At 45.0% G+C, this 19,624-nt stretch carries 14 protein-coding genes and 1 pseudogene; 5 read left to right on the top strand and 10 right to left on the bottom strand.

The features are described 5' to 3' along the window. Positions 1–32: 32 nt before the first annotated feature. Complete coding sequence (locus tag GZN30_RS04270) at positions 33–1,181, bottom strand: hypothetical protein (RefSeq protein WP_075649903.1); 1,149 nt, start codon at positions 1,179–1,181, stop codon at positions 33–35. A 37-nt stretch (positions 1,182–1,218) separates the two neighbouring features. Beyond that, complete coding sequence (locus GZN30_RS04265; RefSeq protein WP_075649904.1) at positions 1,219–2,718, bottom strand: thrombospondin type 3 repeat-containing protein; 1,500 nt, start codon at positions 2,716–2,718, stop codon at positions 1,219–1,221. A gap of 336 nt (positions 2,719–3,054) precedes the next feature. Between GZN30_RS04265 and GZN30_RS04260 the strand changes: the two genes are divergently transcribed. Continuing rightward, entirely contained in the window at positions 3,055–3,504 is a 450-nt protein-coding gene (locus GZN30_RS04260) for a hypothetical protein (protein ID WP_075649905.1), read from the top strand. Between the two features lie 186 nt (positions 3,505–3,690). Continuing rightward, on the top strand, positions 3,691–4,620 hold the full coding sequence (locus GZN30_RS04255; RefSeq protein ID WP_075649906.1) for a DUF7916 family protein: 930 nt from the start codon (positions 3,691–3,693) through the stop codon (positions 4,618–4,620). A gap of 36 nt (positions 4,621–4,656) precedes the next feature. Here GZN30_RS04255 and GZN30_RS04250 read toward each other — a convergent pair whose 3' ends face one another. After that, a complete protein-coding gene (locus GZN30_RS04250) occupies positions 4,657–5,655 on the bottom strand; it encodes a LacI family DNA-binding transcriptional regulator (protein ID WP_075649907.1) in 999 nt (332 codons plus the stop codon). A gap of 238 nt (positions 5,656–5,893) precedes the next feature. Between GZN30_RS04250 and GZN30_RS04245 the strand changes: the two genes are divergently transcribed. Both GZN30_RS04245 and GZN30_RS04240 read left to right on the top strand, forming a co-directional pair. Further along, positions 5,894–6,814 carry an aminoimidazole riboside kinase gene (locus tag GZN30_RS04245; RefSeq protein ID WP_075649908.1) on the top strand — a complete coding sequence of 307 codons (921 nt, stop codon included), beginning with the start codon at positions 5,894–5,896 and terminating at the stop codon, positions 6,812–6,814. A gap of 244 nt (positions 6,815–7,058) precedes the next feature. Continuing rightward, the gene (locus GZN30_RS04240) at positions 7,059–8,708 is read left to right on the top strand and encodes a methyl-accepting chemotaxis protein (protein ID WP_075649909.1); all 1,650 of its coding nucleotides are present in this window, start codon (positions 7,059–7,061) and stop codon (positions 8,706–8,708) included. A 70-nt stretch (positions 8,709–8,778) separates the two neighbouring features. On the opposite strand, the gene pheT is transcribed toward GZN30_RS04240, so the two are convergent. Further along, positions 8,779–11,184 carry a phenylalanine--tRNA ligase subunit beta gene (gene pheT / locus GZN30_RS04235; RefSeq protein ID WP_075649910.1) on the bottom strand — a complete coding sequence of 802 codons (2,406 nt, stop codon included), beginning with the start codon at positions 11,182–11,184 and terminating at the stop codon, positions 8,779–8,781. Between the two features lie 18 nt (positions 11,185–11,202). After that, the gene (gene pheS / locus GZN30_RS04230) at positions 11,203–12,186 is read right to left on the bottom strand and encodes a phenylalanine--tRNA ligase subunit alpha (RefSeq protein ID WP_075649911.1); all 984 of its coding nucleotides are present in this window, start codon (positions 12,184–12,186) and stop codon (positions 11,203–11,205) included. A 250-nt stretch (positions 12,187–12,436) separates the two neighbouring features. Between pheS and GZN30_RS04225 the strand changes: the two genes are divergently transcribed. Beyond that, positions 12,437–12,919 (top strand): GNAT family N-acetyltransferase, encoded by a 483-nt coding sequence (locus GZN30_RS04225; protein ID WP_075649912.1) that lies wholly within the window; start codon positions 12,437–12,439, stop codon positions 12,917–12,919. Between the two features lie 54 nt (positions 12,920–12,973). Here GZN30_RS04225 and GZN30_RS04220 read toward each other — a convergent pair. The 5 genes and pseudogenes from GZN30_RS04220 to GZN30_RS04200 all read right to left on the bottom strand — a co-directional run bounded on the left by GZN30_RS04220 (position 12,974) and on the right by GZN30_RS04200 (position 19,441). Next, a pseudogene (locus GZN30_RS04220) lies at positions 12,974–13,956 on the bottom strand (diguanylate cyclase). Between the two features lie 150 nt (positions 13,957–14,106). Next, on the bottom strand, positions 14,107–15,306 hold the full coding sequence (locus tag GZN30_RS04215) for a hypothetical protein (protein ID WP_075649913.1): 1,200 nt from the start codon (positions 15,304–15,306) through the stop codon (positions 14,107–14,109). Between the two features lie 7 nt (positions 15,307–15,313). Further along, positions 15,314–16,108, bottom strand: coding sequence for an outer membrane lipoprotein-sorting protein (locus tag GZN30_RS04210; protein ID WP_083627182.1), 795 nt, complete (start codon positions 16,106–16,108; stop codon positions 15,314–15,316). Positions 16,109–16,130: 22 nt separating this feature from the next. Beyond that, positions 16,131–18,494, bottom strand: coding sequence for an efflux RND transporter permease subunit (locus GZN30_RS04205; protein ID WP_075649995.1), 2,364 nt, complete (start codon positions 18,492–18,494; stop codon positions 16,131–16,133). Between the two features lie 170 nt (positions 18,495–18,664). Further along, a complete protein-coding gene (locus GZN30_RS04200; protein WP_075649915.1) occupies positions 18,665–19,441 on the bottom strand; it encodes a TetR/AcrR family transcriptional regulator in 777 nt (258 codons plus the stop codon). Between the last annotated feature and the right edge of the window lie 183 nt (positions 19,442–19,624).

Below are 19,624 nucleotides of genomic sequence, written 5' to 3'. Positions count from 1 at the left end.
GCTGGCAATGCCAGCTCTTGCTGATTCTAAAACTATTGATACAACTCAGTCCAACTACCATTGATCGCGGATGAATAATTATCTATGTTGACTTTATTGTCTGCTGGCGTCGTTCCTTCAAATTGTGCATGGCAGCCTTTTTGAATACTCACCCCAAACACTTCGCCATTAGAAACCCAATCGAAAGTACCCGCAATGCTCGTATCACCTTGGATCTTCATTGTAGAATTAAATTGGCACTCCAATGTATCACTGGAAAAATCACCATCAACTTCTAAAGAACTATTACCATTAAGATAAAATTCTTCGGCAAAACTAGCATTGCCCCAAACCGCAATTCTTGAGTTACCATACGCCTCCCCTCTTCCACTAGCGTTGATACTGTCAACCTCAATGTAGCTGCCCCCTTCGGCAATCACTTCGGTGGCATTAAGAGCGGCTGCAAAAATAGAACTTGTCCCTATAGCTTCAACCAATCCCACACCAGCGTTAGATTTCGTCACAATGGTAGAATTGCCATCAGCAACGACCTGAAAGGCGTTACCCGTCACATCGCTTCGAATTTCCACCGCCGAGTTCTTATTGGCATGGAGAGAAACATTATCCAGCGAGCCCGATTGGATTCTCAGATAAGCCGATCGAATATCAAGGTTTGGCAAGTAATCAACGCCACCATCATCGTTTGATTCAATCACCGGCGTCGCAAATGTCACGCCCTCTAAACGAGCCGTTGAATTACTCGTTACGGTTAAAGTACCTTGTAAGTTGATGTCTCTCAGGCGAACGTTTGATTGTTTCTCTATATATAGAGATTCACCATATTCATTATAATTACCCAAGATTGTTGCACTCCCATCGCCGTCAATAACCACATCACTGCGAGTAATGTATGTGCCGTTACAATTACCAGTAACATTGTAGGTTGTTCTGACTGTCGCATTTCTATCGCTATCTAGAGCGTCGACTAGTGCATCGGCATCTGTGCCGCAATCGAGGTCAACCGTTGCATAAACCTCTTCAATTGCAGCCAATCGACTGTCGAGATCAGTGAAATTTTCATTAACTTCGCTGGCTAATGCTGGTGTGCCACTCGTAAAGGTATTTGGTACTGCAGCGAATGCGGAAATGGTGACTAATTGACTCATACCCGCAGCCAAAAGATACTTATTAACGTTGTTCATAATTATTTCCTATTAATCCTTTGTTAAACCTGGCTGTCTATTTCCAGTTAGCCTGATTCCAATTGCTCTCATCCCATACTAGTTCTGAGACCTCACAAGCATCTCCAATCCCATTCCCGTCGACATCACTTTGAGTAGGGTTACCAACATTAGGGCAATTATCATCGCCATCATTGATACTGTCGTTGTCATCGTCGTTATCAGCCACATCCCCTATACCATCATTGTCGTTATCAGCCCATTCGGTAGGGTCGTCGTCAAATGCATCGCTGTCGTTATCATAACTGTCGTTGTCAGTATCATTCGGATAAGGATCATCTTCGTTGTCACCTAAACCATCATCATCCTCATCTGCCCATTCCGTTGGGTCGTTGACAAACAGATCGGTCTCATTGTCATAGCCATCGTTATCACTATCATTTAGATACGGATCGTCCTCGTTATCACCCAAACCGTCACTGTCTTCGTCTGCCCATTCGGTTGGATCATTAACAAACAGATCGGTGTCATTGTCATAACCGTCGTTATCGGTGTCATTAGGATACGCATCGTCTATTTCGTCGATTCCATCGTTGTCTAAATCGCCCGCTCTAGCTCGATCCGTTGGATATTGATCGACAGTATCTGGGTAGATATCATCTTCACCATTCACCGTGTCATCATTTAAGTCAGCATTATCGCCAGTTCCGTCACCGTCTGAATCGAGCCACTCAGTCGCATCATCATCAAAATCATCCAAAGTATCTGGCACCCCATCTGAATCGCTATCCGTGCCGTTTAGATCAATAACCACACTTTCCGCACTGTCAAAGTCAGGTTCCTCACCATCTTGCGTTGCCTCTTTTACCTCTACAATTTTTTGCTTCACTTGGTGGTTTACCACCGTAACAACGGCGACAAATTGTCCATCATTCTCTTCTTCAGATACTCGTTGCAAATCTTCTGGTGTTTCTGGCAGTGCGTTCGATTTGACAATGTTTTCTGCAGCATAAGCGGCATCAGGGTCGCCTTTTATAAAGAAGTCTCCTAACACATCCTCTTGATCGAGCCCCAGCTGGTCTGCAACCGTTTGTATCGCATTTTGCTTAGCTGACTCTATCGCTTCATCACTCGAGCTCTCATCAATTACTTGCTCCATATAGACATGAACTAAGGTAGAGAGAGGAGTGACTTTGTCTTCACCGGGAGGCGCTGACATAGTGAAACCTTCCGTTACGTCACCATTGTCAGAATCGGTCGTTTGCCCTGGAATCGCCCGCACTACGACTGGATATTGCTCCGGATTCACTATTCCCGTTACATCTAAGCTAGCAACACCATCACTACCGGAAGTCGCCCTCGGCTCATTGTCATCCAAGATAAAATTACGGTTTCTATCTAACCAAACCAACGCGCCATCTAAATAACCATCAATTGCCGTTACTTTATAGCGACTCGAGCCTCCATCCCCTTCACTAGATGAACTACTACTGTCGCAACCAGTGAGAGCAACTGAACTCGCCAAGCCAAGCGCAATAACTAATTTGCTCTTCTTCATTTTTATTCCACACGTTAAATTTCAATTAACTCAACAAACAATTAAGCAACAAGATTTGAACTTTTCAATTCGACAATTAATTTATGACGTGTACGAAATAATATAATTTGGGCAATATAATCATGATGATATATTGATATTTATATATTTAACTGCGCCAGATTTTTACAAATAAATTTTAATTTTATAAATTTCAGAATGTTATGAAGTTGTTTACAATTGAAGCAGGACGGAACCTTTTTGTACATTTTGAGATTTTAGTCACACCGTTTTTAAGGCTATATTGTGAAATGTAGAATTTGGTAAAATGAATCGTACAACTCATTAAATATAACCATGAACAACACTGATATTGAATTTGAACACTTAATGCTTGAGATAAAAGCCCAACGTTGGCACTTGCTTGAGCGTTTTTTATTTAGTTATTTCTGCATGCGCCAAAACTATCTGTCGAAGTCTGGCAGCCCGGATTGGCAGAAAGCTCGTGACCATTGTCCCCGTTCTGACCAAGTAACCAGCAGCAAACATGCTGAACTTGAACCTCTGGTTCCCTTGGCAACGATCGTTGGTGAATTCAAACGTTATGAACGAGATGGAGAACTCTCACGACAAACCGTAAAACGCATCCTTGATAGCCTGTTGCATTACGTAGTCATCAGCAAAGAAGAGAAACAAAAGCTAAAAGAGGCAGCTCTGCATGATGCAATGCCTAAGGAATGGTATCGCTCAAGCAACAAAGATCCGTACTCTCGACTCGCCAAAGTTGCGATACATATCAGCCTGTAGCACAACCTTAGAGCACGTCATTTTGATTAAATTAATAGTTACGCCAACTAACACTGCTAGCTGTTTCTAAAATGGTGTATTTACATCATTTCTTCCAATCAACTCTTGATAACATGATGGTCATCTGTCGCAATTAGAACTTGGCGCTTAGAGCTTAACGCCAAGTTAAGCTTTATAAGGTGTCCTATGACAAAACGTTATTTAGATTGTTCTGCTTCTGAAATTTCTCAGTTACAAGGGCAAGACTTACTCGATTCACTACGCATGAGTGAAGGACGTATTTTAATGGCGGAAACCATTGGTGCGCTACAACCGATGTTAGTTTCAGTAAGTAATGCCGAACTGGCTGCCAGCCAAAGTGCTGATTTACTACTGCTTAACCTATTTGACGCTGACCAGCCTGAAATTAACGGCATGCCGACTGACATCGAAGCTGACAATCTACTCAAAGAACTCGCTCGGTTTACCGGACGCGCTGTGGGGGTTAACTTAGAAGCAGTTGCACCGGATTATCAACCTAGCCATCAAGATTTTTGGCAAGTCTCTTCGGGGCGTTTAGCTACCGGTGAAAACGCACAAAAACTGTATCAAATGGGCGCACGATTTATCACCATTACAGGCAACCCTGGCAATGGCGTCAGTAATGAAGCGATCTCCAACAGCTTGCGCTCAATCAGACAAGCCGTCGGCAAACAAATGGTGTTGATCGCCGGCAAAATGCATGCAGCCGGTATCCTTCGTTCTGGCAGCGAGAAAATCATCACCAAAGCTGATGTCAAAGAATTTGCCGATAATGGCGTGGACATCGTATTGCTGCCTGCTCCCGGCACGATTGCCGGCATCAGCCAAGATTACGTCGCCGAGCTAATAGACTATGCCCATGAGCTGGGAATTATGGCAATGACCGCGATTGGTACATCTCAAGAAGGAGCGAGTGTGGAAACCATCCGTCAAATTGCGCTCATGAGTAAGATGGCAGGTGCCGACTTGCATCATATTGGTGACACCGGCTGCGCGATTGGTATTGCCGCACCGGAAAACATTCGCGAGTACAGCATTGCTATACGTGGTGTGCGCCATACTTACGCACGGATGGCGCGCTCTGTTTGCCGCTAATCATAGTTTAAGACTTGGGAGCATTGTCTCCCAAGTTTAGCGTCTGAAATGAATGTTGGCGCGAAGCTCAACCGTTTCTGGCTCGTACTGCGGATTTTCCAGCAACTGATTAGAGAGTCGAAACAACGCCTCCGCCATAGCTTCATTGTCTTGTTCGATTGAATCGATCTTAATCGGTAAGCAATCTAGGATGGCATAATTATCAAAGGTGCCTAAGCGAATCACATCATTCAATAATTGCTGCTCGGACAAATAGCGAAGCACCCCTTCTAACAAAGAGTAAGACGCGGTAAACACCGCTTGTGGCAGGCGACCTAATTGCACCACAGCTTCTGCCATCAAGTCATAACCAGATTGTGGTTGGTAATCTCGGCTAAAAACCTTCGTATCGCTAAAAGCGACACCAGCTTGCTCTAGCCCTGCTTGGTAGCCTTCTAAACGCTCTTGGCTTGGTGATAAAAGCCATTGCCCACCAATATAAATACATTCATCAGCACCTTGAACCATGCGAGCCACCAGCTGCTTAGTTGCTGTATAAGCATCCGTTTTAACATTGATAAACTGGCTACGGTGAAATGTACGGTCGAAGAAAATAACCGGCGTTGAGCTTTTAACGCTGTAATAAAACTCTTCGCTCGGTAAGGCAGATGCGACCAACAGCAAATCAACCTGACGTTCAATCAACCCTTTCACAACCTGCTTTTCCAACTCTTGATCATCGTTTGAACAAGCAATCAACAACTGGTAGCCACTTTCTCTGAGCAACTTTTCTAACGCTTTGGCGGTGTTAGCAAACCCCATATTGGCAAGATCAGGGATCACCAAACCAATGGTATAGGTTTTGTTTGATTTAAGCGCGCGCGCGTAAACGCTTGGCGTGTAGTGATGCTGTTTGGCAATGCGCTGCACTTTTTCGACCGTTGCTTGGTTAATACGATGCTTTTCTGCATGCCCGTTTAGCACAAAACTCACGGTAGATTTAGATACCCCAGCCAACGCTGCAATATCAGCAAGTTTCAGTTTTTTCTGACTCATTCTATGTCCATATGAGTGTAATTAAGGTTACGCACTGTGGATGCTCATCCTACCTGCTTAGCGCATCGCTGTCAGTCAGATTACGGTTTTTCCCAAACGATTCCATGATCGTTAAAGATCGCTTTTGATCACAGTTTTAAGCAAATTTCATCGCTGGCTAAACAAGTTTATTGATTTGCTAAACCGTTTTAGCAATTATATCAGCAAAGCGAAACCTAACCAATTTAAGGTATAAACTATGAGCAAAGTATGGCTAACTGGCGACGCGGTTGTTGACCTGATCCCGGATACAGAATCCACCTATCTAAAATGCCCTGGTGGCGCACCTGCTAACGTGGCAGTAGCGATCGCTCGCCTTGGTGGTAATGCGGCTTTCTTTGGTCGCGTTGGTCAAGATCCATTGGGTCGCTTTATGAAACAAACACTAAGCGATGAAAAGGTAAACACCGACGCTATGCTACTTGATGAGGCTCATCGCACATCCACCGTAATTGTCGACTTAGATGACTCTGGCGAGCGTAGCTTCACCTTTATGGTAAAACCAAGTGCAGACCAATTCTTAGAACTGGCAGACGTACCAAGTTTTGCTCAAGGTGAATGGCTACACGTATGCTCGATCGCTTTGGCGAATGAGCCAAGTCGCAGTACAACACTGGAAGCAATGCGCTTAATTAAACAAGCCGGTGGTTTTGTTAGCTTCGATCCAAACCTACGTGAAGAAGTATGGGCAAATCCTGAAGAACTTATCCCTGTGGTGCGCCAAGCGATCGCTTTAGCGGATGTGGTGAAGTTTTCCGACGATGAACTGATGCATCTCACTCAAACCTCTTCTTTAGAACAAGGTTTAGCTGCGCTAAACGAGTTTAACAATACGCTTGTGCTTGTAACTCAAGGCGCGAAAGGCGCACTCGTAATCTTTGATGGCAAGCAAGAGCTAATTTCAGGACAAGCTGTTAAACCAGTTGATACTACTGGAGCAGGCGACGCTTTCGTTGGCGGCTTACTGGCAAAACTTGCACAACATTTGCAGTGGGCAAATGATGATGTTATCCGCCAGGCAGTGCGCTGGGCAAATGGCTGTGGCGCATTAGCGACAACGCAAAAAGGCGCGATGACCGCCCTACCAACCCAAGCCGCGCTTAACCAATACATCGCATAAAGTCGCACCTCATCGGCGGCGATTGTCCATTCGGGTGTCATCCCTCTCTGACACAACCCCAAGTTTATACTTGGGGTTTTTGCGTTTATCGTCCCAATTTTGACTAAACAACATACTGTTAAATCGATAATAGTCATCCTGTCACACTTTGAAACATCTAAGTTGCTTATAAATAGTTGATTACAAATACAGCAATCGAACCCTTTTCTAACAACTATTTTTGCTTCCCAAACAGGATGTCGCTATGTTTCTTAATAATATGACGCTCAAATCTCGGTTAATTCTGGCTGTTTTAGCCCCAAGCCTTGCCTTGCTCGTCGTCGCTGGTTTGAGTGTTAACTCAATGAGTCAAATTCAAACTCAGACAGAGGCTATCTATCAAAATACCGCTGAGCCAATGCGATCCATGGCTGAAGTCTCTTCACGTATACCTCGCATGCGAGTCGGTATTGATATGATGCTGCTGCAACAAGTTGATCAACTTAAAGACCAAAAAGGGGTAATGACTCGAGTCAAAGAAACCAGAGAAGAAGACATACCTCAACTTGTACAGTCATTAGAAGCCGCTGTCGCTGCACAAGAAAACCCTGAAATGGTCAAAGAAGTGACCGCGTTAAAAGTGGCGATGGAGACAATGATCGCTCAAGAATTAGCGCCAATGCTTGATGCGTTCGAGCAAGGTAATATGCCATTAGCCAGCCATATTTATCGCGAAAAATATGCCAAAAGCTACGGGGCTCTGCGCAAACAATCTGCCACCATTCTCGACAACTTGCTTCTGCAAGCCAAAGCGCAACACAAGCAAAGTGAAGCGACCTTCTTAGCGGGTGAATACACATTATTAATCGCAATCGTCATCGGCTTAGCCCTCTCTTCAAGTATTGCTTATGTGATAATTAGTGGCATGCGTAAGAAAGTAGATTCGCTAAAAACCAATATGAACCTAGCGGCTAAAAACTTGGCGTTAGATGTGCGCCTCGATGTCTCTTCTAACGATGAGTTGAGTGACATTGGTAGAAGCTTTAATAGCTTGATGGATCGCGTGCGCGATTCTATTGCCGAAATTGCGTCTAGTAGCCATAAAATGTCCCAAGCGGCAGAAAAGCTTGCGACTCAAGCCCACCAAACTCAGCAAATTTGTATCTCACAGCGTGATCGAACCACTCAAGTCGCGACCGCGGTCAATGAGCTGGGCGCTACTGTTGGGGAGATTTCTTCGAATGCAGCAAACGCGGCAAATGTTGCCAGAGAAGCCACTGAACAAGCAAACACCAGCGTAGGAAAAGTTGCCGAAACGACAAGCAATATTGAATTCCTGTCCAGCGAAATCAACGGAGCAAAATCCGTGGTCAGCTCCCTTGCGGTCCAAGTGGAAGACATCAGCTCGATACTTGAAACCATCCGCAGTATTTCTGAGCAGACCAACTTGCTCGCACTCAATGCAGCAATAGAAGCCGCTCGCGCCGGAGAACAGGGACGCGGTTTCGCCGTGGTTGCTGACGAAGTACGTAATCTCGCCAGCCGTTCGGCAGAATCAACCGAGGAAATCCAAGGAGTCATTAACCGCCTACAGCAAGAGTCCGCCAATGCCGTAGAATCAATGTCGCGTGGGCACGAACAAAGTACCATAGTGGTCGAGCAATCCGAACACGTTGCGGTATCGCTACAGCAAATTAACGCGTTTATCGAAATGATCAATGATCAAAATACACTGGTTGCAACCGCGACGGAGGAGCAATCGACCGTCGTCAATGATATCAATATGAACATCAACGAAATCAGTAGTCTAACCGATGAAACCGCGGATGCAGCCGAACAGCTTTCTTCCAGTAGCGAAACACTCAATGCGCTGTCAAGCCAACTCGAGCAACTGGCGAATCGTTTTAAGCTATAGTCAGTTATCTTTATTCAGTCGAAAAAAAACCTGCCGCTTGGGCAGGTTTTTGTATCAGTCTATCTGATGATTAGTCGCGAAGTGTCGCGCCAAATTTGTCAGATACGTGAGCAACGATAGCTTCAACCGCACCTGCGATATCTGCATCTTCAAGTGTGCGCTCTAGAGACTGTAGTGTCAGTGCGATAGCTAGGCTCTTCTTGCCTTCTTCTACGCCTTTACCTACGTACACGTCGAATAGACGTGCGTCTTTAAGGAACTCACCACCTTGCTCTAGACAAGCATTTACGATGTCGCCAGACGCGACTGCTTCGTCTACTACTACCGCGATATCACGACGGTTTGCAGGGAACTTAGACAGTGCTACTGCTTCTGGGATCACACGAGTGTTGATTGCATCCCATTCGATTTCGAATACGATTGTACGACCATTTAGACCGAACTTGCGCTCTAGCTCTGGGTGTACAGTACCAATCACACCGATCTCTTTACCATCTAGCATGATAGCAGCAGATTGACCTGGGTGTAGTGCTGGGTTAGCTTTTTTGCTTTCAGGTGACAGCGCAACGAAAGAGTAAGCTTGTGCGTTTGCTGATAGCTCAAGTACCGCTTCTAGATCTGCTTTAAGATCGAAGAAATCAACCGTCGCTGTCGCCATATCCCAGTGCTCTTCACCGCGAGTACCCGCGATAACACCTGCTAGCATTGGCTCTTGACGCATGCCGTTTTCTGCTGCTTCACATGGGATGAAACGTAGACCGTATTCGAATAGACGAACACGTGGTTGCTGACGTTTTTGGTTGTGAACCACAGTGTTTAGCAAGCCTTGGATTAGACCTAAGCGCATTGCTGACATGTCTGCTGAAATTGGGTTCGGCAGTACAAGTGGTGCAACGTCTGGCACGATCAGTTTTTGTTGCTCAGGCTCTACGAAGCTGTAAGTAATTGCTTCGTGGAAACCACGGTCAACGAGCAGATCACGCACGCGTTTTAGCGGTTGGTCCGCTTCAACGTGGTTGTGCATAGTCAGTGCAGCAATTGGGTGTTGATTTGGAATGTTATCGTAACCGTAGATACGACCAACTTCTTCAATCAAGTCTTGCTCAATTGCGATGTCGAAACGCCATGTTGGTGCAACAGCTACCCAACCTTCAGCGTTTGCTTCAACTGTCATACCTAGACGCTCTAGGATCTCAACCACATCTGCATCAGCAATGTGGTGACCTAGTAGGTTGTCTAGTTTAGTGCGACGAAGTGCAACTTGGTTTGGCTTAGGTAGGTCAGCTTCTGACTCTACTGCTACAACTGGTGCTACTTCACCACCACAGATTTCGATTAGAAGCTGTGTTGCACGCTCAACTGCGCTGAATTGCAGTGCGTAATCCACACCACGCTCAAAACGCATTGATGAATCAGTGTGTAGACCGTAGCTACGAGCACGACCACGGATGTGGTCTGGTGCAAAGAATGCACACTCAAGCAGTACGTCTTTAGTTTCAGTCGTTACGCCTGAATCTTCACCACCAAAGATACCAGCAATTGCTAGTGCTTTGTTGTGGTCAGCAACCACTAGAGTATCTGCATTTAGCTCAGCTTCGCTGCCATCTAGCAGTGTTAGCTTCTCACCTTGCTCAGCTAGACGAACAACGATACCACCTTCGATCTTCGCTAGATCGAATGCGTGCATTGGTTGACCTTGCTCTAGCATTACGTAGTTAGTTACGTCTACTACTGGGTCAATTGAACGCATACCACAACGACGCAGTTTTTCTTGCATCCATAGTGGCGTTTCAGCTTGCACGTTTACGTTTTTGATCACACGACCAAGGTAACGTGGACATGCGTCTGTTGCTTTGATTTCAATTGAAACTGTATCAGCAATAGTTTCTGCTACTGCTTCTACTGAAGGCTCAGTGACGTCAGCACGGTTTAGAACGCCGACTTCGCGCGCTAGACCGCGAATGCTGAAACAGTCAGCACGGTTAGCCGTTAGGTCAACGTCTACTGTTACGTCGTCTAGAGCTAGGAATTCGCGGAAGTCTGTACCAACCACTGCGTCTTCTGCTAGTTCCATGATGCCGTTTGACTCAACATCGATGCCTAGTTCAGAGAATGAACAAAGCATACCGTGAGAAGGCTGACCACGTAGTTTCGCTTTCTTGATTTTGAAATCACCCGGTAGAACAGCACCAACTGTTGCTACTGCAACTTTTAGACCTTGACGGCAGTTTGCTGCGCCACACACGATGTCTAGAAGTTCTTCTTCGCCAACGTCAACTTTCGTTACACGTAGTTTGTCAGCATCTGGGTGTTGACCACACTCAACAACGTGACCAACTTTCACGCCATTGAAAGTACCGGCTACAGGAAGAACGTCATCAACCTCTAGACCAGCCATAGTAATTTGGTGCGTTAGTTCGTCAGTGGTAATCGCAGGATTCACCCACTCACGAAGCCATGATTCGCTGAATTTCATTGTGATTGATCCTCTGGATTACTTGAACTGTTTTAGGAAACGAAGATCGTTTTCGAAGAACGAACGTAGGTCGTTTACACCGTAACGAAGCATAGTTAGACGCTCGATACCCATACCGAATGCAAAACCAGAGTATTTCTCAGGATCGATGCCTACGCTACGTAGTACGTTCGGGTGAACCATACCGCAGCCTAGTACTTCTAGCCATTTGCCGTTTTTACCTTTCACGTCTACTTCTGCTGAAGGCTCAGTGAATGGGAAGTATGAAGGACGGAAACGAACTTCTACTTCTTCTTCGAAGAAGTTACATAGGAAGTCATGCAGCACACCTTTAAGCTGTGCAAAATTCACGTTCTCATCAACTAGAAGACCTTCCACTTGGTGGAACATTGGCGTGTGCGTTTGGTCGTAATCGTTACGGTAAACACGACCCGGTGCGATGAAACGGAATGGTGGTTTACCATTTTCCATCGTACGGATCTGAACACCAGATGTGTGAGTACGCAGCATCAAGTCAGGGTTAAAGAAGAAAGTATCGTGATCAGTACGTGCTGGGTGATCCGCAGCAATGTTCAGTGCGTCGAAGTTATGGAATGCATCTTCGATCTCTGGACCAGCTTCAGTGCTAAAGCCTAGCTCGCCAAAGAACTTCTCGATACGCTCAACAGTACGAGTTACTGGGTGTAGACCACCGTTCTCAATACGACGACCTGGTAGAGTCACGTCGATTGTTTCAGCTGCTAGTTTCGCTTCTAGTTCAGCACTTTGTAGTGCATCTTTACGAGCTGCGATTGCTTGCTGTACTACGCCTTTTGCTTTGTTGATCTCTTGACCAGCTTCGCGGCGTTCTTCAGGTGGCAGTTTACCTAGGCTTTGAAGTTGAGTGGTTAGCTCACCTTTTTTACCTAGATACTGAACACGCACTTCATCAAGTGCGACTAGCGATTGTGCAGCTTCAATTGCTGCACTCGCATTAGCAATGATCTCTTCTAGATGTTGCATCGTTTCCTCATCTACCTACGCCCTCTTTTAAGCAAAGCTCAAACAGAGTGACATAAGTGGTAGTATCCATAAGCGTCCCAATTGGGATCTTGGGTCTTTAAATAGCTGTACATAGTAACGAATGACAAGTCTAAATCCAATCTGAAATCACTATTCTCACTGTCTTTGCGTAAAAATTCGGCTCTAATATTGATTGTTTGAATTTTTATACCCACATCAAGGGATATAGACATGTGCAAAGGAAGTAAAAATGTCGTTAATAGTCAAACCCATCGTGGCTGAACAAAATGAAGAAATATGCAATATTATCAAAGCAGTAGGCACTGAATTTGGCGCCATTGGCGAAGGTTTCGGACCATCAGATGCCGAAGTCGAGGCGATGAGCCACTATTACACTGAGGAAAACAAAAGTTTATATTTAGTCGCCACTCTGGATGGAAAAGTGGTGGGTGGCTGTGGTTTAGCACCGTTTAGTGGCTCTAATGAAGTATGTGAGCTTAAAAAGCTGTTTCTTTTACCGCAAAGTCGCGGACTTGGCTTAGGCAAACAACTGACTTTAGACTGTTTGGCATTTGCCAAGCAACAAGGCTTCAGTCAATGTTATTTAGATACACTGAGTTCAATGAAATCAGCAATCGCGCTTTATGAAAAAGTGGGATTCCAGCATTTATCAGCGCCAATCGAAAGCACGATTCATGGTGGCTGTGATGTATGGATGCTCAAACAACTATAATATCGTTAGCTGGTGCACCCCATATTGCCACCAGCTAATTTTCCCCGACTATACTTACTCGACACTCAGCCAAGCTGACACTCGGTTACGCCCTTCCGCTTTCGACAAATAAACGGCGTTATCGGCAACTTTGATTAAGTCGTGGTAGCTTTCCATATACTCTAGACGCTCTGCGACACCAACGCTGATACTTCCGCGCCAGTACGCACGCCCCAGATCGAGTTGCAGTTCTGATATTGATTCTTGCGCTTGGCGCGCAACATGCAAGCCGCCCTCTTGGTCGGTATTCGGACAGATAACAAAAAACTCATCGCCACCCAAGCGACAAACCACATCATCATTACGGAAATGGTGCTTAAGCAAAGTGGCGATCTCTTGCAGTACTAAATCACCGGCATCGTGCCCGGCACTATCATTGACTTCTTTAAAATGATCGACATCGATCATTATTGCCACTAAAGGCTCATTCTTACTTAATGCAATATCCCACAATTGCTTAAGTTGACGCATTGCACAGCGGCGATTAGGCAACTGAGTTAACGAATCCGTTAACGACAGCTCTTCTAACTTATGGTTGGCTTTGACCAACTGTTTAGTGCGCTCTTGAACCATATCTTCGAGGTTTTGGTTTAACTCAAGTAGTGCCTTATTGCGTTCAGAAACCTGCTCGAACAAGCCGGTTAACGCAGCAAGTAACGGCTCAGTACTGCTATCTGAACCGCGCTCTTCCTCTTCATAAGCGACTCTAGGATCAATGCCACGTTCAATCTTAGCCAATTGGCGCGGTGGATTTTGATATGCTTGTCCAAATGTGCCGAGTAAATACCACTCTTGCGCATCAGCGCTTCTTCTTCACGAAAGTGAAATTCTGAGTATTGATAAAGTTCAAACAAGATGGTGCGAATATCCTCCATCGATATTGTGTTTTCAGCCACTAAAGCACCATAGCGGTTGATAATATCAACAAGGAACTGATGCTGCTCGTCGACTTCGTCGATGCCAGTCTCATAGCAGCTGTCCCATTGGAAAGAATTCATCAGCAAACCTCAAAATTTCAGTATATGCCCAAATGCACTTATATTTTTTGCAATATTCTAGCCATTTTTTAACAAAACTCATTCATATTGTGTAAAAAAAGGGAGCTCGATCTGCTCCCTAAGTTTATTTTTGACCAATTACCTACTAGGTCAGAAGTAATACTCTAGCGATAGCTCGATAAAGTCATCCTTTCTAGCGAAATAGAGCAAGTCTGAAGGAGTCCGGTTTTCAAATAACCATGCATTGGCGCGCCATTTAAAATGATTACTTAAACGACTGGATGCTTCAATTTTTGCATTATAGACATCGCTATGATCAAGGTCTTGAGTGACACCAAACAGTACTTCGCTGCCAGCTTCGTCATTGAGGACCAAGCGGCTGCCGACAAACAGATCGTTTTGTCCAATCGTTTGAGCATTTTCACCGCGACTGTCATATAGATATTCTGCAATCCAGCCAATATCCCAAACCGAGTCAAACACTCCCACACTGGTGTATTCAAAGCCGCCGACAAAGCCCGTGTAGTTTTCTAAGGTATCGCGATAGATCCCCTCAAACTTCCACAACCAATCACCGACAATACCCTGCACATCAACGCCAAGCTGTTTTGATTGAGCATAAAATGGGGTCAATTCTAACCCCTCACCAGTCGGTGTCACATCGAAGTAAGGGTCTCGATTGGTCCCTTGAAAGTAGCTCACCCCTAAGTCCCAATCATCAAGCATTACCGAGTAACGCAAAGCGTAATCAATATGCTGTTCTTGCCGAGACGATTGGTAGTTAACATCATCATTGATAAGTAACGGTGCTCTCAGTCGCCCATCTTCTCCGGCAAAAGTCCGCTCTCTGAAATAGGGCAACAACAACGCATCGACGGTGCCCCAATCCTTAATCGCGGTGAGATGCAGCATAGTTTGACCGAGTTTCTGCTCGCCATCCACTGACTCAACGCTATCGGTTTGGTTGATCACATCGACTAAGTGCGCTGACTCCGTCACACCCCAAAATAGCTTGCTGATCCCGACGCGAACTTCATAATCATCCCAATAACTAAGAAACAGAGCTTCTCTAATGTCACCATGACTGCGCTTAGCATCGAGGCTATCGTATCGATAGAAAGGGGAAAATGTGAAACTAGCGTCACTGTTGAATAACGACCAGTAAAGTTCGGGGTTAATGACTATCGAACTTTGCTCCTTTGCTTGCCCTTGCAAACCGCGGTCAATAAATTGTCGGTGTTCTAGGTTAATCTGCCCCCCTAGTTCCACTGCGGTAACCGGCGCAGAGAGCACACCCAATGTAACTAAACCCGCTTTACTTAATGAATTCGAGATACGACTTAACCTCATCACTCACCTACCTTACGCGCTTAAGAACATTCTTTTGAAAATCTTTCTCTGTCAGACCCGTTTTAAATGCCATGCCACTGGTAATCAGCTCGGTACTTTTACCTGATTGATGATTCACCATCACCATCTTATGAGCCCGCCAGTATTTGTTTAGATGCTGCTGATAATCTTTGAACGTTAAAGTTTTCAGCAGAGCACCTCGTCGGTCATAAAATTCCACTTTCATTGGTCGATAGTGCTCACTATCCAGCCAAGCAATTTGCTTGGTGTAACCAGAGTTTTTGTCGGTCGGAATTTGCTCTAAAATATACGTTTCAACACCGTTTAGCTGCTCTCGATTTACATAGTTGAAGCTGTATTTCTCAAGTTCAAACGAACTCAAATCTTCATAAGAAAACTCACTGCCCATAAATGGTCCTGACTTATTACGAGAAGAGATTCGTTTAACGCGTTTTAATGCTGGTAAATAGAGCCATTGGTCATCGGCTTCAGAAATATGGGAATGGTTTAAAAATGCCGTTCCTTTGACGTCTCTCGGCTGGTCAAAAATAGTTAGACCTTTATCGCCATCGCCGTCAACCTCGAGATTTTTAATACGCATCAGACGAGTGCTGCTTGCACCTTGAGAGTCCTTGAGAACCATTTCCATGGTTGATAATGAATCTCCCCATCCTTGATCGCGCTGCTTGCGCTCCTGTGCTATTTCAAGACCTCGAGCTGCATCAGCCCAAGCCAAGTGGCTGACGCTAGCAAAAGCAACAGAAGCAATCACTACGCCTTTTATCCATTTTGTGGCTGTCATATTCATCATTTACTCCTTGTATTTAGTGACTTTCTTTTGCGGTCAAACCCGATATGGATGACGTTTGTTCGTCGAGCGCGTATTCCGCTTTATCAAATTTCATCAGTAGCGCAGGTAGGAAAATAAAGTCGACCACTAGCGCGAGGAAGATAACAATCGCACTCAACATGCCCATGTCGGCATTGAGTCTGAAGCTAGACATCGCAAGGATTGAAAAGCCCGCGACCAACACAATGGTGGTAATCCAAAGTGCTCGTCCAACGGTTTGAAACGCGTAGCGTACCGCCTGCTCTGCGCTTTGCCCCATCTTGCGTGCGCGTTGATACTTAGAGAGGAAATGGACAGCATCATCAACCACAATGCCCAACGTCAGTGTTACCACCACGGAAAGCCCTAAGTTGATCTCACCGGAAATCAGTGCCCAAAGCCCAAAACCAATCACTGCTGGCGCAATGTTCGGCACTAAGCTAATCACACCAAGTCGCATGGAACGCAGCGCAAAAATCATCAACGCAGAAACGAGAACTAAGGTAATGGGCAAAGTAGTCAACATGCTTTGCATATTCGTTTCGCCGATATGAGCGAACATCAAGCTTGGGCTGGAAGCAAGAACTTGATAGCTTGGCGCATGTTCATCAAACCACTGATAGATGCGATTTTCTAAATCAACCAACTCAACGCTACCAACATTCTTAGTCGTCACGACTAACTTTGATGAAGACTTATCTATGCTGATTTGATTATTGAGATCCAGTCCAAATGGTAATGACATCTCATACAACAGGAGATACTGCGCAGCTAACTCACGATCTTGTGGTAAGCGATAGTAGCTTTGCTGATCACTATGCATGTTTTTGTTCAAACGTTTATAGGTATCTGACAGCGTCGCAACATGATCGACCTCCGGCTGTTGACGCAACCACTCGCTGAAATTGCCTAAGGTAGAGATAAACTCAGGTGCAGCAATGCCCTGTGCTTCACCAGACTTGATTGCGATACTGATGTTAGTCATACCACTAATATTCTGCTCCATAAAATCCACTGCTTGGCGAAACTCATGGCTTTGATCGAAATATTTTACTGGCTCGTCGTTAACTCGATTGAGTGGAATTGCCGCAGCCGCAAGACAAATAACAACAATAGACGCGGGCAGTAATGGCGATCGATAAGCAATCACAAAATCCGCCAATTTGTCGAACATACTGGATGGTTGTTCACCAGGGTTGCTATCGACAGCAAATTTAATTGGCAATAATTTCAACAGCGCCGGTAGCAGCGATAACGACAACACACAGGCAAGCATTACCCCTAACGCAGCAAAGTTACCGAAATCTCTCAACGCTGGAGAATCCGACATATTCATCATCAAGAAACCAATAGCGGTGGTTACAGAAGTGACCAAAATTGGCATAGCGTTAATCGTAATACTGTAATTGATAGCATCCACTTTGCTGTAGCCTTGCTTCATTCGCTGGCGTAGCGTGGCTATCACATGCACACAATCCGCCACCGCGAGAGTCATGATTAAGGTCGGAATATTCACTGTTGCCGTTGAAATAAACATCCCTGCCCACCCCGTCAAACCAAGCGTCGATGAAACTGACGCGACAATCACGACAAGAGTGGCAATTACGCTGAGCAATGAGCGCAACATCAGAGTCAAAAAGAATAAGATCACAACAAACATGGTTGGCACCAACGTCGCAGTGTCCCCTTTGGCTGAGGACATAAATGCATAGTTTTGAGCAATAATGCCCACTTTGTGCAATTCAACCTGTGGATAGAGATGACGATATTTGTCCATCATCTGGTCAACAAATTCGTTCACCTCCATCGACTCAGCAGTCTTATCAATTTCCGGCAGTTGAATCGTGATGTTAATCACCGAGACAGCGCCAGAAGAAGCTATCATTGAATCAATTAACGCCGGTTCACTTAAAGCGATCTGTTTTACCTTAGCTATCCGTTCCGCCGAGAGATCAATATCCTCACTGAGTAGATCTGTGACTAATAAGTCATCTTCAATCGCTTCGGTATGTTGATAGTTAGCCAGTGAGTCAACACGGCTTGAATAAGGTACCTGCCATGCGTCTTCGGTTATCTTTTGAATAAGCGTTAATGTTTCACGACTGAAAACCTGATTATTACTCGGCGCGACGACAATAGAGACGCTGTCAGATTTAGAAAACGTGGCTTGAATTTCGTCAAATGCTTGTAATTGAGGGTTATCCTGATCAAAAAAGATTTCATAATCTCCCTCAAAGTAGAGGTTCTTCGCGCCTAAGGTTGCCAGTACAACCAGAGTCGCGGACAGGAGCAAGACTTGCAAAGTTTTACGGGTGGGTAAAGTAAGCCACCTTCTGGGGTCGGGCTGATTGTTATTCATCACACTCTCCATTTGTGACGTTTCGTCAAAAAAGTTGAAATAAAAACCAGATTTCTCTGGTTTAGCGCTCAACTTACTCATTGTGTGACTAGCCTTAGCAGGCTAATCCAATCAAAAGTGACGAATCGTCATTAAATGGTATTTTTTAAGCCCCGAAGGGCTTAAAACAACTAGCGACCAACCGACTGGAGATATTCAATTTCTTCTTTGAACAGCTCTTGCTCGACGCGTTGCCAAGTTTTCCGGTAATCCCACTCAGAAGAGAGCGGCTTCCAGTTTAAACCGTCCAGCAACATGTTGGCGTTGTTGAGTACCGTAAATGGATCTTGTAAACGACTGATACAATGGCTTTGAGATGCATTTTGAGCTAATGCGTTTGAGCCAAAAGCTATCGACCAGTTAGCAAACACGATAGAATCAGAACCAATCCCAGCGGTAAACCTTAAATCGCCCGCTTTAACAGCATTCTGCACCAAACCATCAGCATAAGAAATCACTTGCTCTTCCAGATCATTCATCTGCTTGACGCGCTCAGGTGACGCTTTTTCAAGTACCCAAGGGCTCTTCGCCATAATGGCACAAGTAGACAATACGGGCTCCATACGAGCAAAAATTCGATAACTTACATGCATCGCAACCACCTGTTCTCTGCTGTTTCCAGCAAATTGTTGCGCGCGAGCAAACAGCATCGCCTCGGCTTTGAGCGTATGGATACATAACGCAATAATCACATCTTCCTTGCTGCAAAAATGATTGTAAATCGTACCTTTTGAATAAGCGCTCAACGCTGTCAGCTTATCCATGGTTAAATTACTAAAGCCTTGTTCTTGTACTAACGACTTAGCTAATAGCACTAACTCAACTTCACGATCTGCAATAGATTGTTGCTTCTTACTTAAGCCAAGCTTGGCGCCCTGCTCTTTTTTCTCACAACGAAAACCAAACATGATGATATTGCCTGTATTGACTACTCCCTTGGCTGCCGATTATACCACGTTTAAAATCCATCAACGAATTCATTTGATGACACTTCGTCATTTTTGACGCTTCGTCATATTATGCTAGATATGCAACCAATTCAAGCGTTACGATAAATATAATTTGCTGTTTTGATAAGTTATGGTTTTGCT

The organism is Vibrio ponticus (assembly GCF_009938225.1).
GTDB classification, from domain to species: domain Bacteria; phylum Pseudomonadota; class Gammaproteobacteria; order Enterobacterales; family Vibrionaceae; genus Vibrio; species Vibrio ponticus.
The sequence above is the reverse complement of the archived record's forward strand: the minus strand, read 5'-3'. Positions and strand labels throughout refer to the sequence as shown.

What these genes read in the sequence shown, in the direction of transcription:
- GZN30_RS04270 (WP_075649903.1), bottom strand. Translation starts at nt 1,181, where the DNA reads ATGAACAACGTTAATAAGTATCTTTTGGCTGCGGGTATGAGTCAATTA.
- GZN30_RS04265 (WP_075649904.1), bottom strand. Translation starts at nt 2,718, where the DNA reads ATGAAGAAGAGCAAATTAGTTATTGCGCTTGGCTTGGCGAGTTCAGTT.
- GZN30_RS04260 (WP_075649905.1), top strand. Translation starts at nt 3,055, where the DNA reads ATGAACAACACTGATATTGAATTTGAACACTTAATGCTTGAGATAAAA.
- GZN30_RS04255 (WP_075649906.1), top strand. Translation starts at nt 3,691, where the DNA reads ATGACAAAACGTTATTTAGATTGTTCTGCTTCTGAAATTTCTCAGTTA.
- GZN30_RS04250 (WP_075649907.1), bottom strand. Translation starts at nt 5,655, where the DNA reads ATGAGTCAGAAAAAACTGAAACTTGCTGATATTGCAGCGTTGGCTGGG.
- GZN30_RS04245 (WP_075649908.1), top strand. Translation starts at nt 5,894, where the DNA reads ATGAGCAAAGTATGGCTAACTGGCGACGCGGTTGTTGACCTGATCCCG.
- GZN30_RS04240 (WP_075649909.1), top strand. Translation starts at nt 7,059, where the DNA reads ATGTTTCTTAATAATATGACGCTCAAATCTCGGTTAATTCTGGCTGTT.
- pheT (WP_075649910.1), bottom strand. Translation starts at nt 11,184, where the DNA reads ATGAAATTCAGCGAATCATGGCTTCGTGAGTGGGTGAATCCTGCGATT.
- pheS (WP_075649911.1), bottom strand. Translation starts at nt 12,186, where the DNA reads ATGCAACATCTAGAAGAGATCATTGCTAATGCGAGTGCAGCAATTGAA.
- GZN30_RS04225 (WP_075649912.1), top strand. Translation starts at nt 12,437, where the DNA reads ATGTCGTTAATAGTCAAACCCATCGTGGCTGAACAAAATGAAGAAATA.
- GZN30_RS04215 (WP_075649913.1), bottom strand. Translation starts at nt 15,306, where the DNA reads ATGAGGTTAAGTCGTATCTCGAATTCATTAAGTAAAGCGGGTTTAGTT.
- GZN30_RS04210 (WP_083627182.1), bottom strand. Translation starts at nt 16,108, where the DNA reads ATGACAGCCACAAAATGGATAAAAGGCGTAGTGATTGCTTCTGTTGCT.
- GZN30_RS04205 (WP_075649995.1), bottom strand. Translation starts at nt 18,494, where the DNA reads ATGAATAACAATCAGCCCGACCCCAGAAGGTGGCTTACTTTACCCACC.
- GZN30_RS04200 (WP_075649915.1), bottom strand. Translation starts at nt 19,441, where the DNA reads ATGTTTGGTTTTCGTTGTGAGAAAAAAGAGCAGGGCGCCAAGCTTGGC.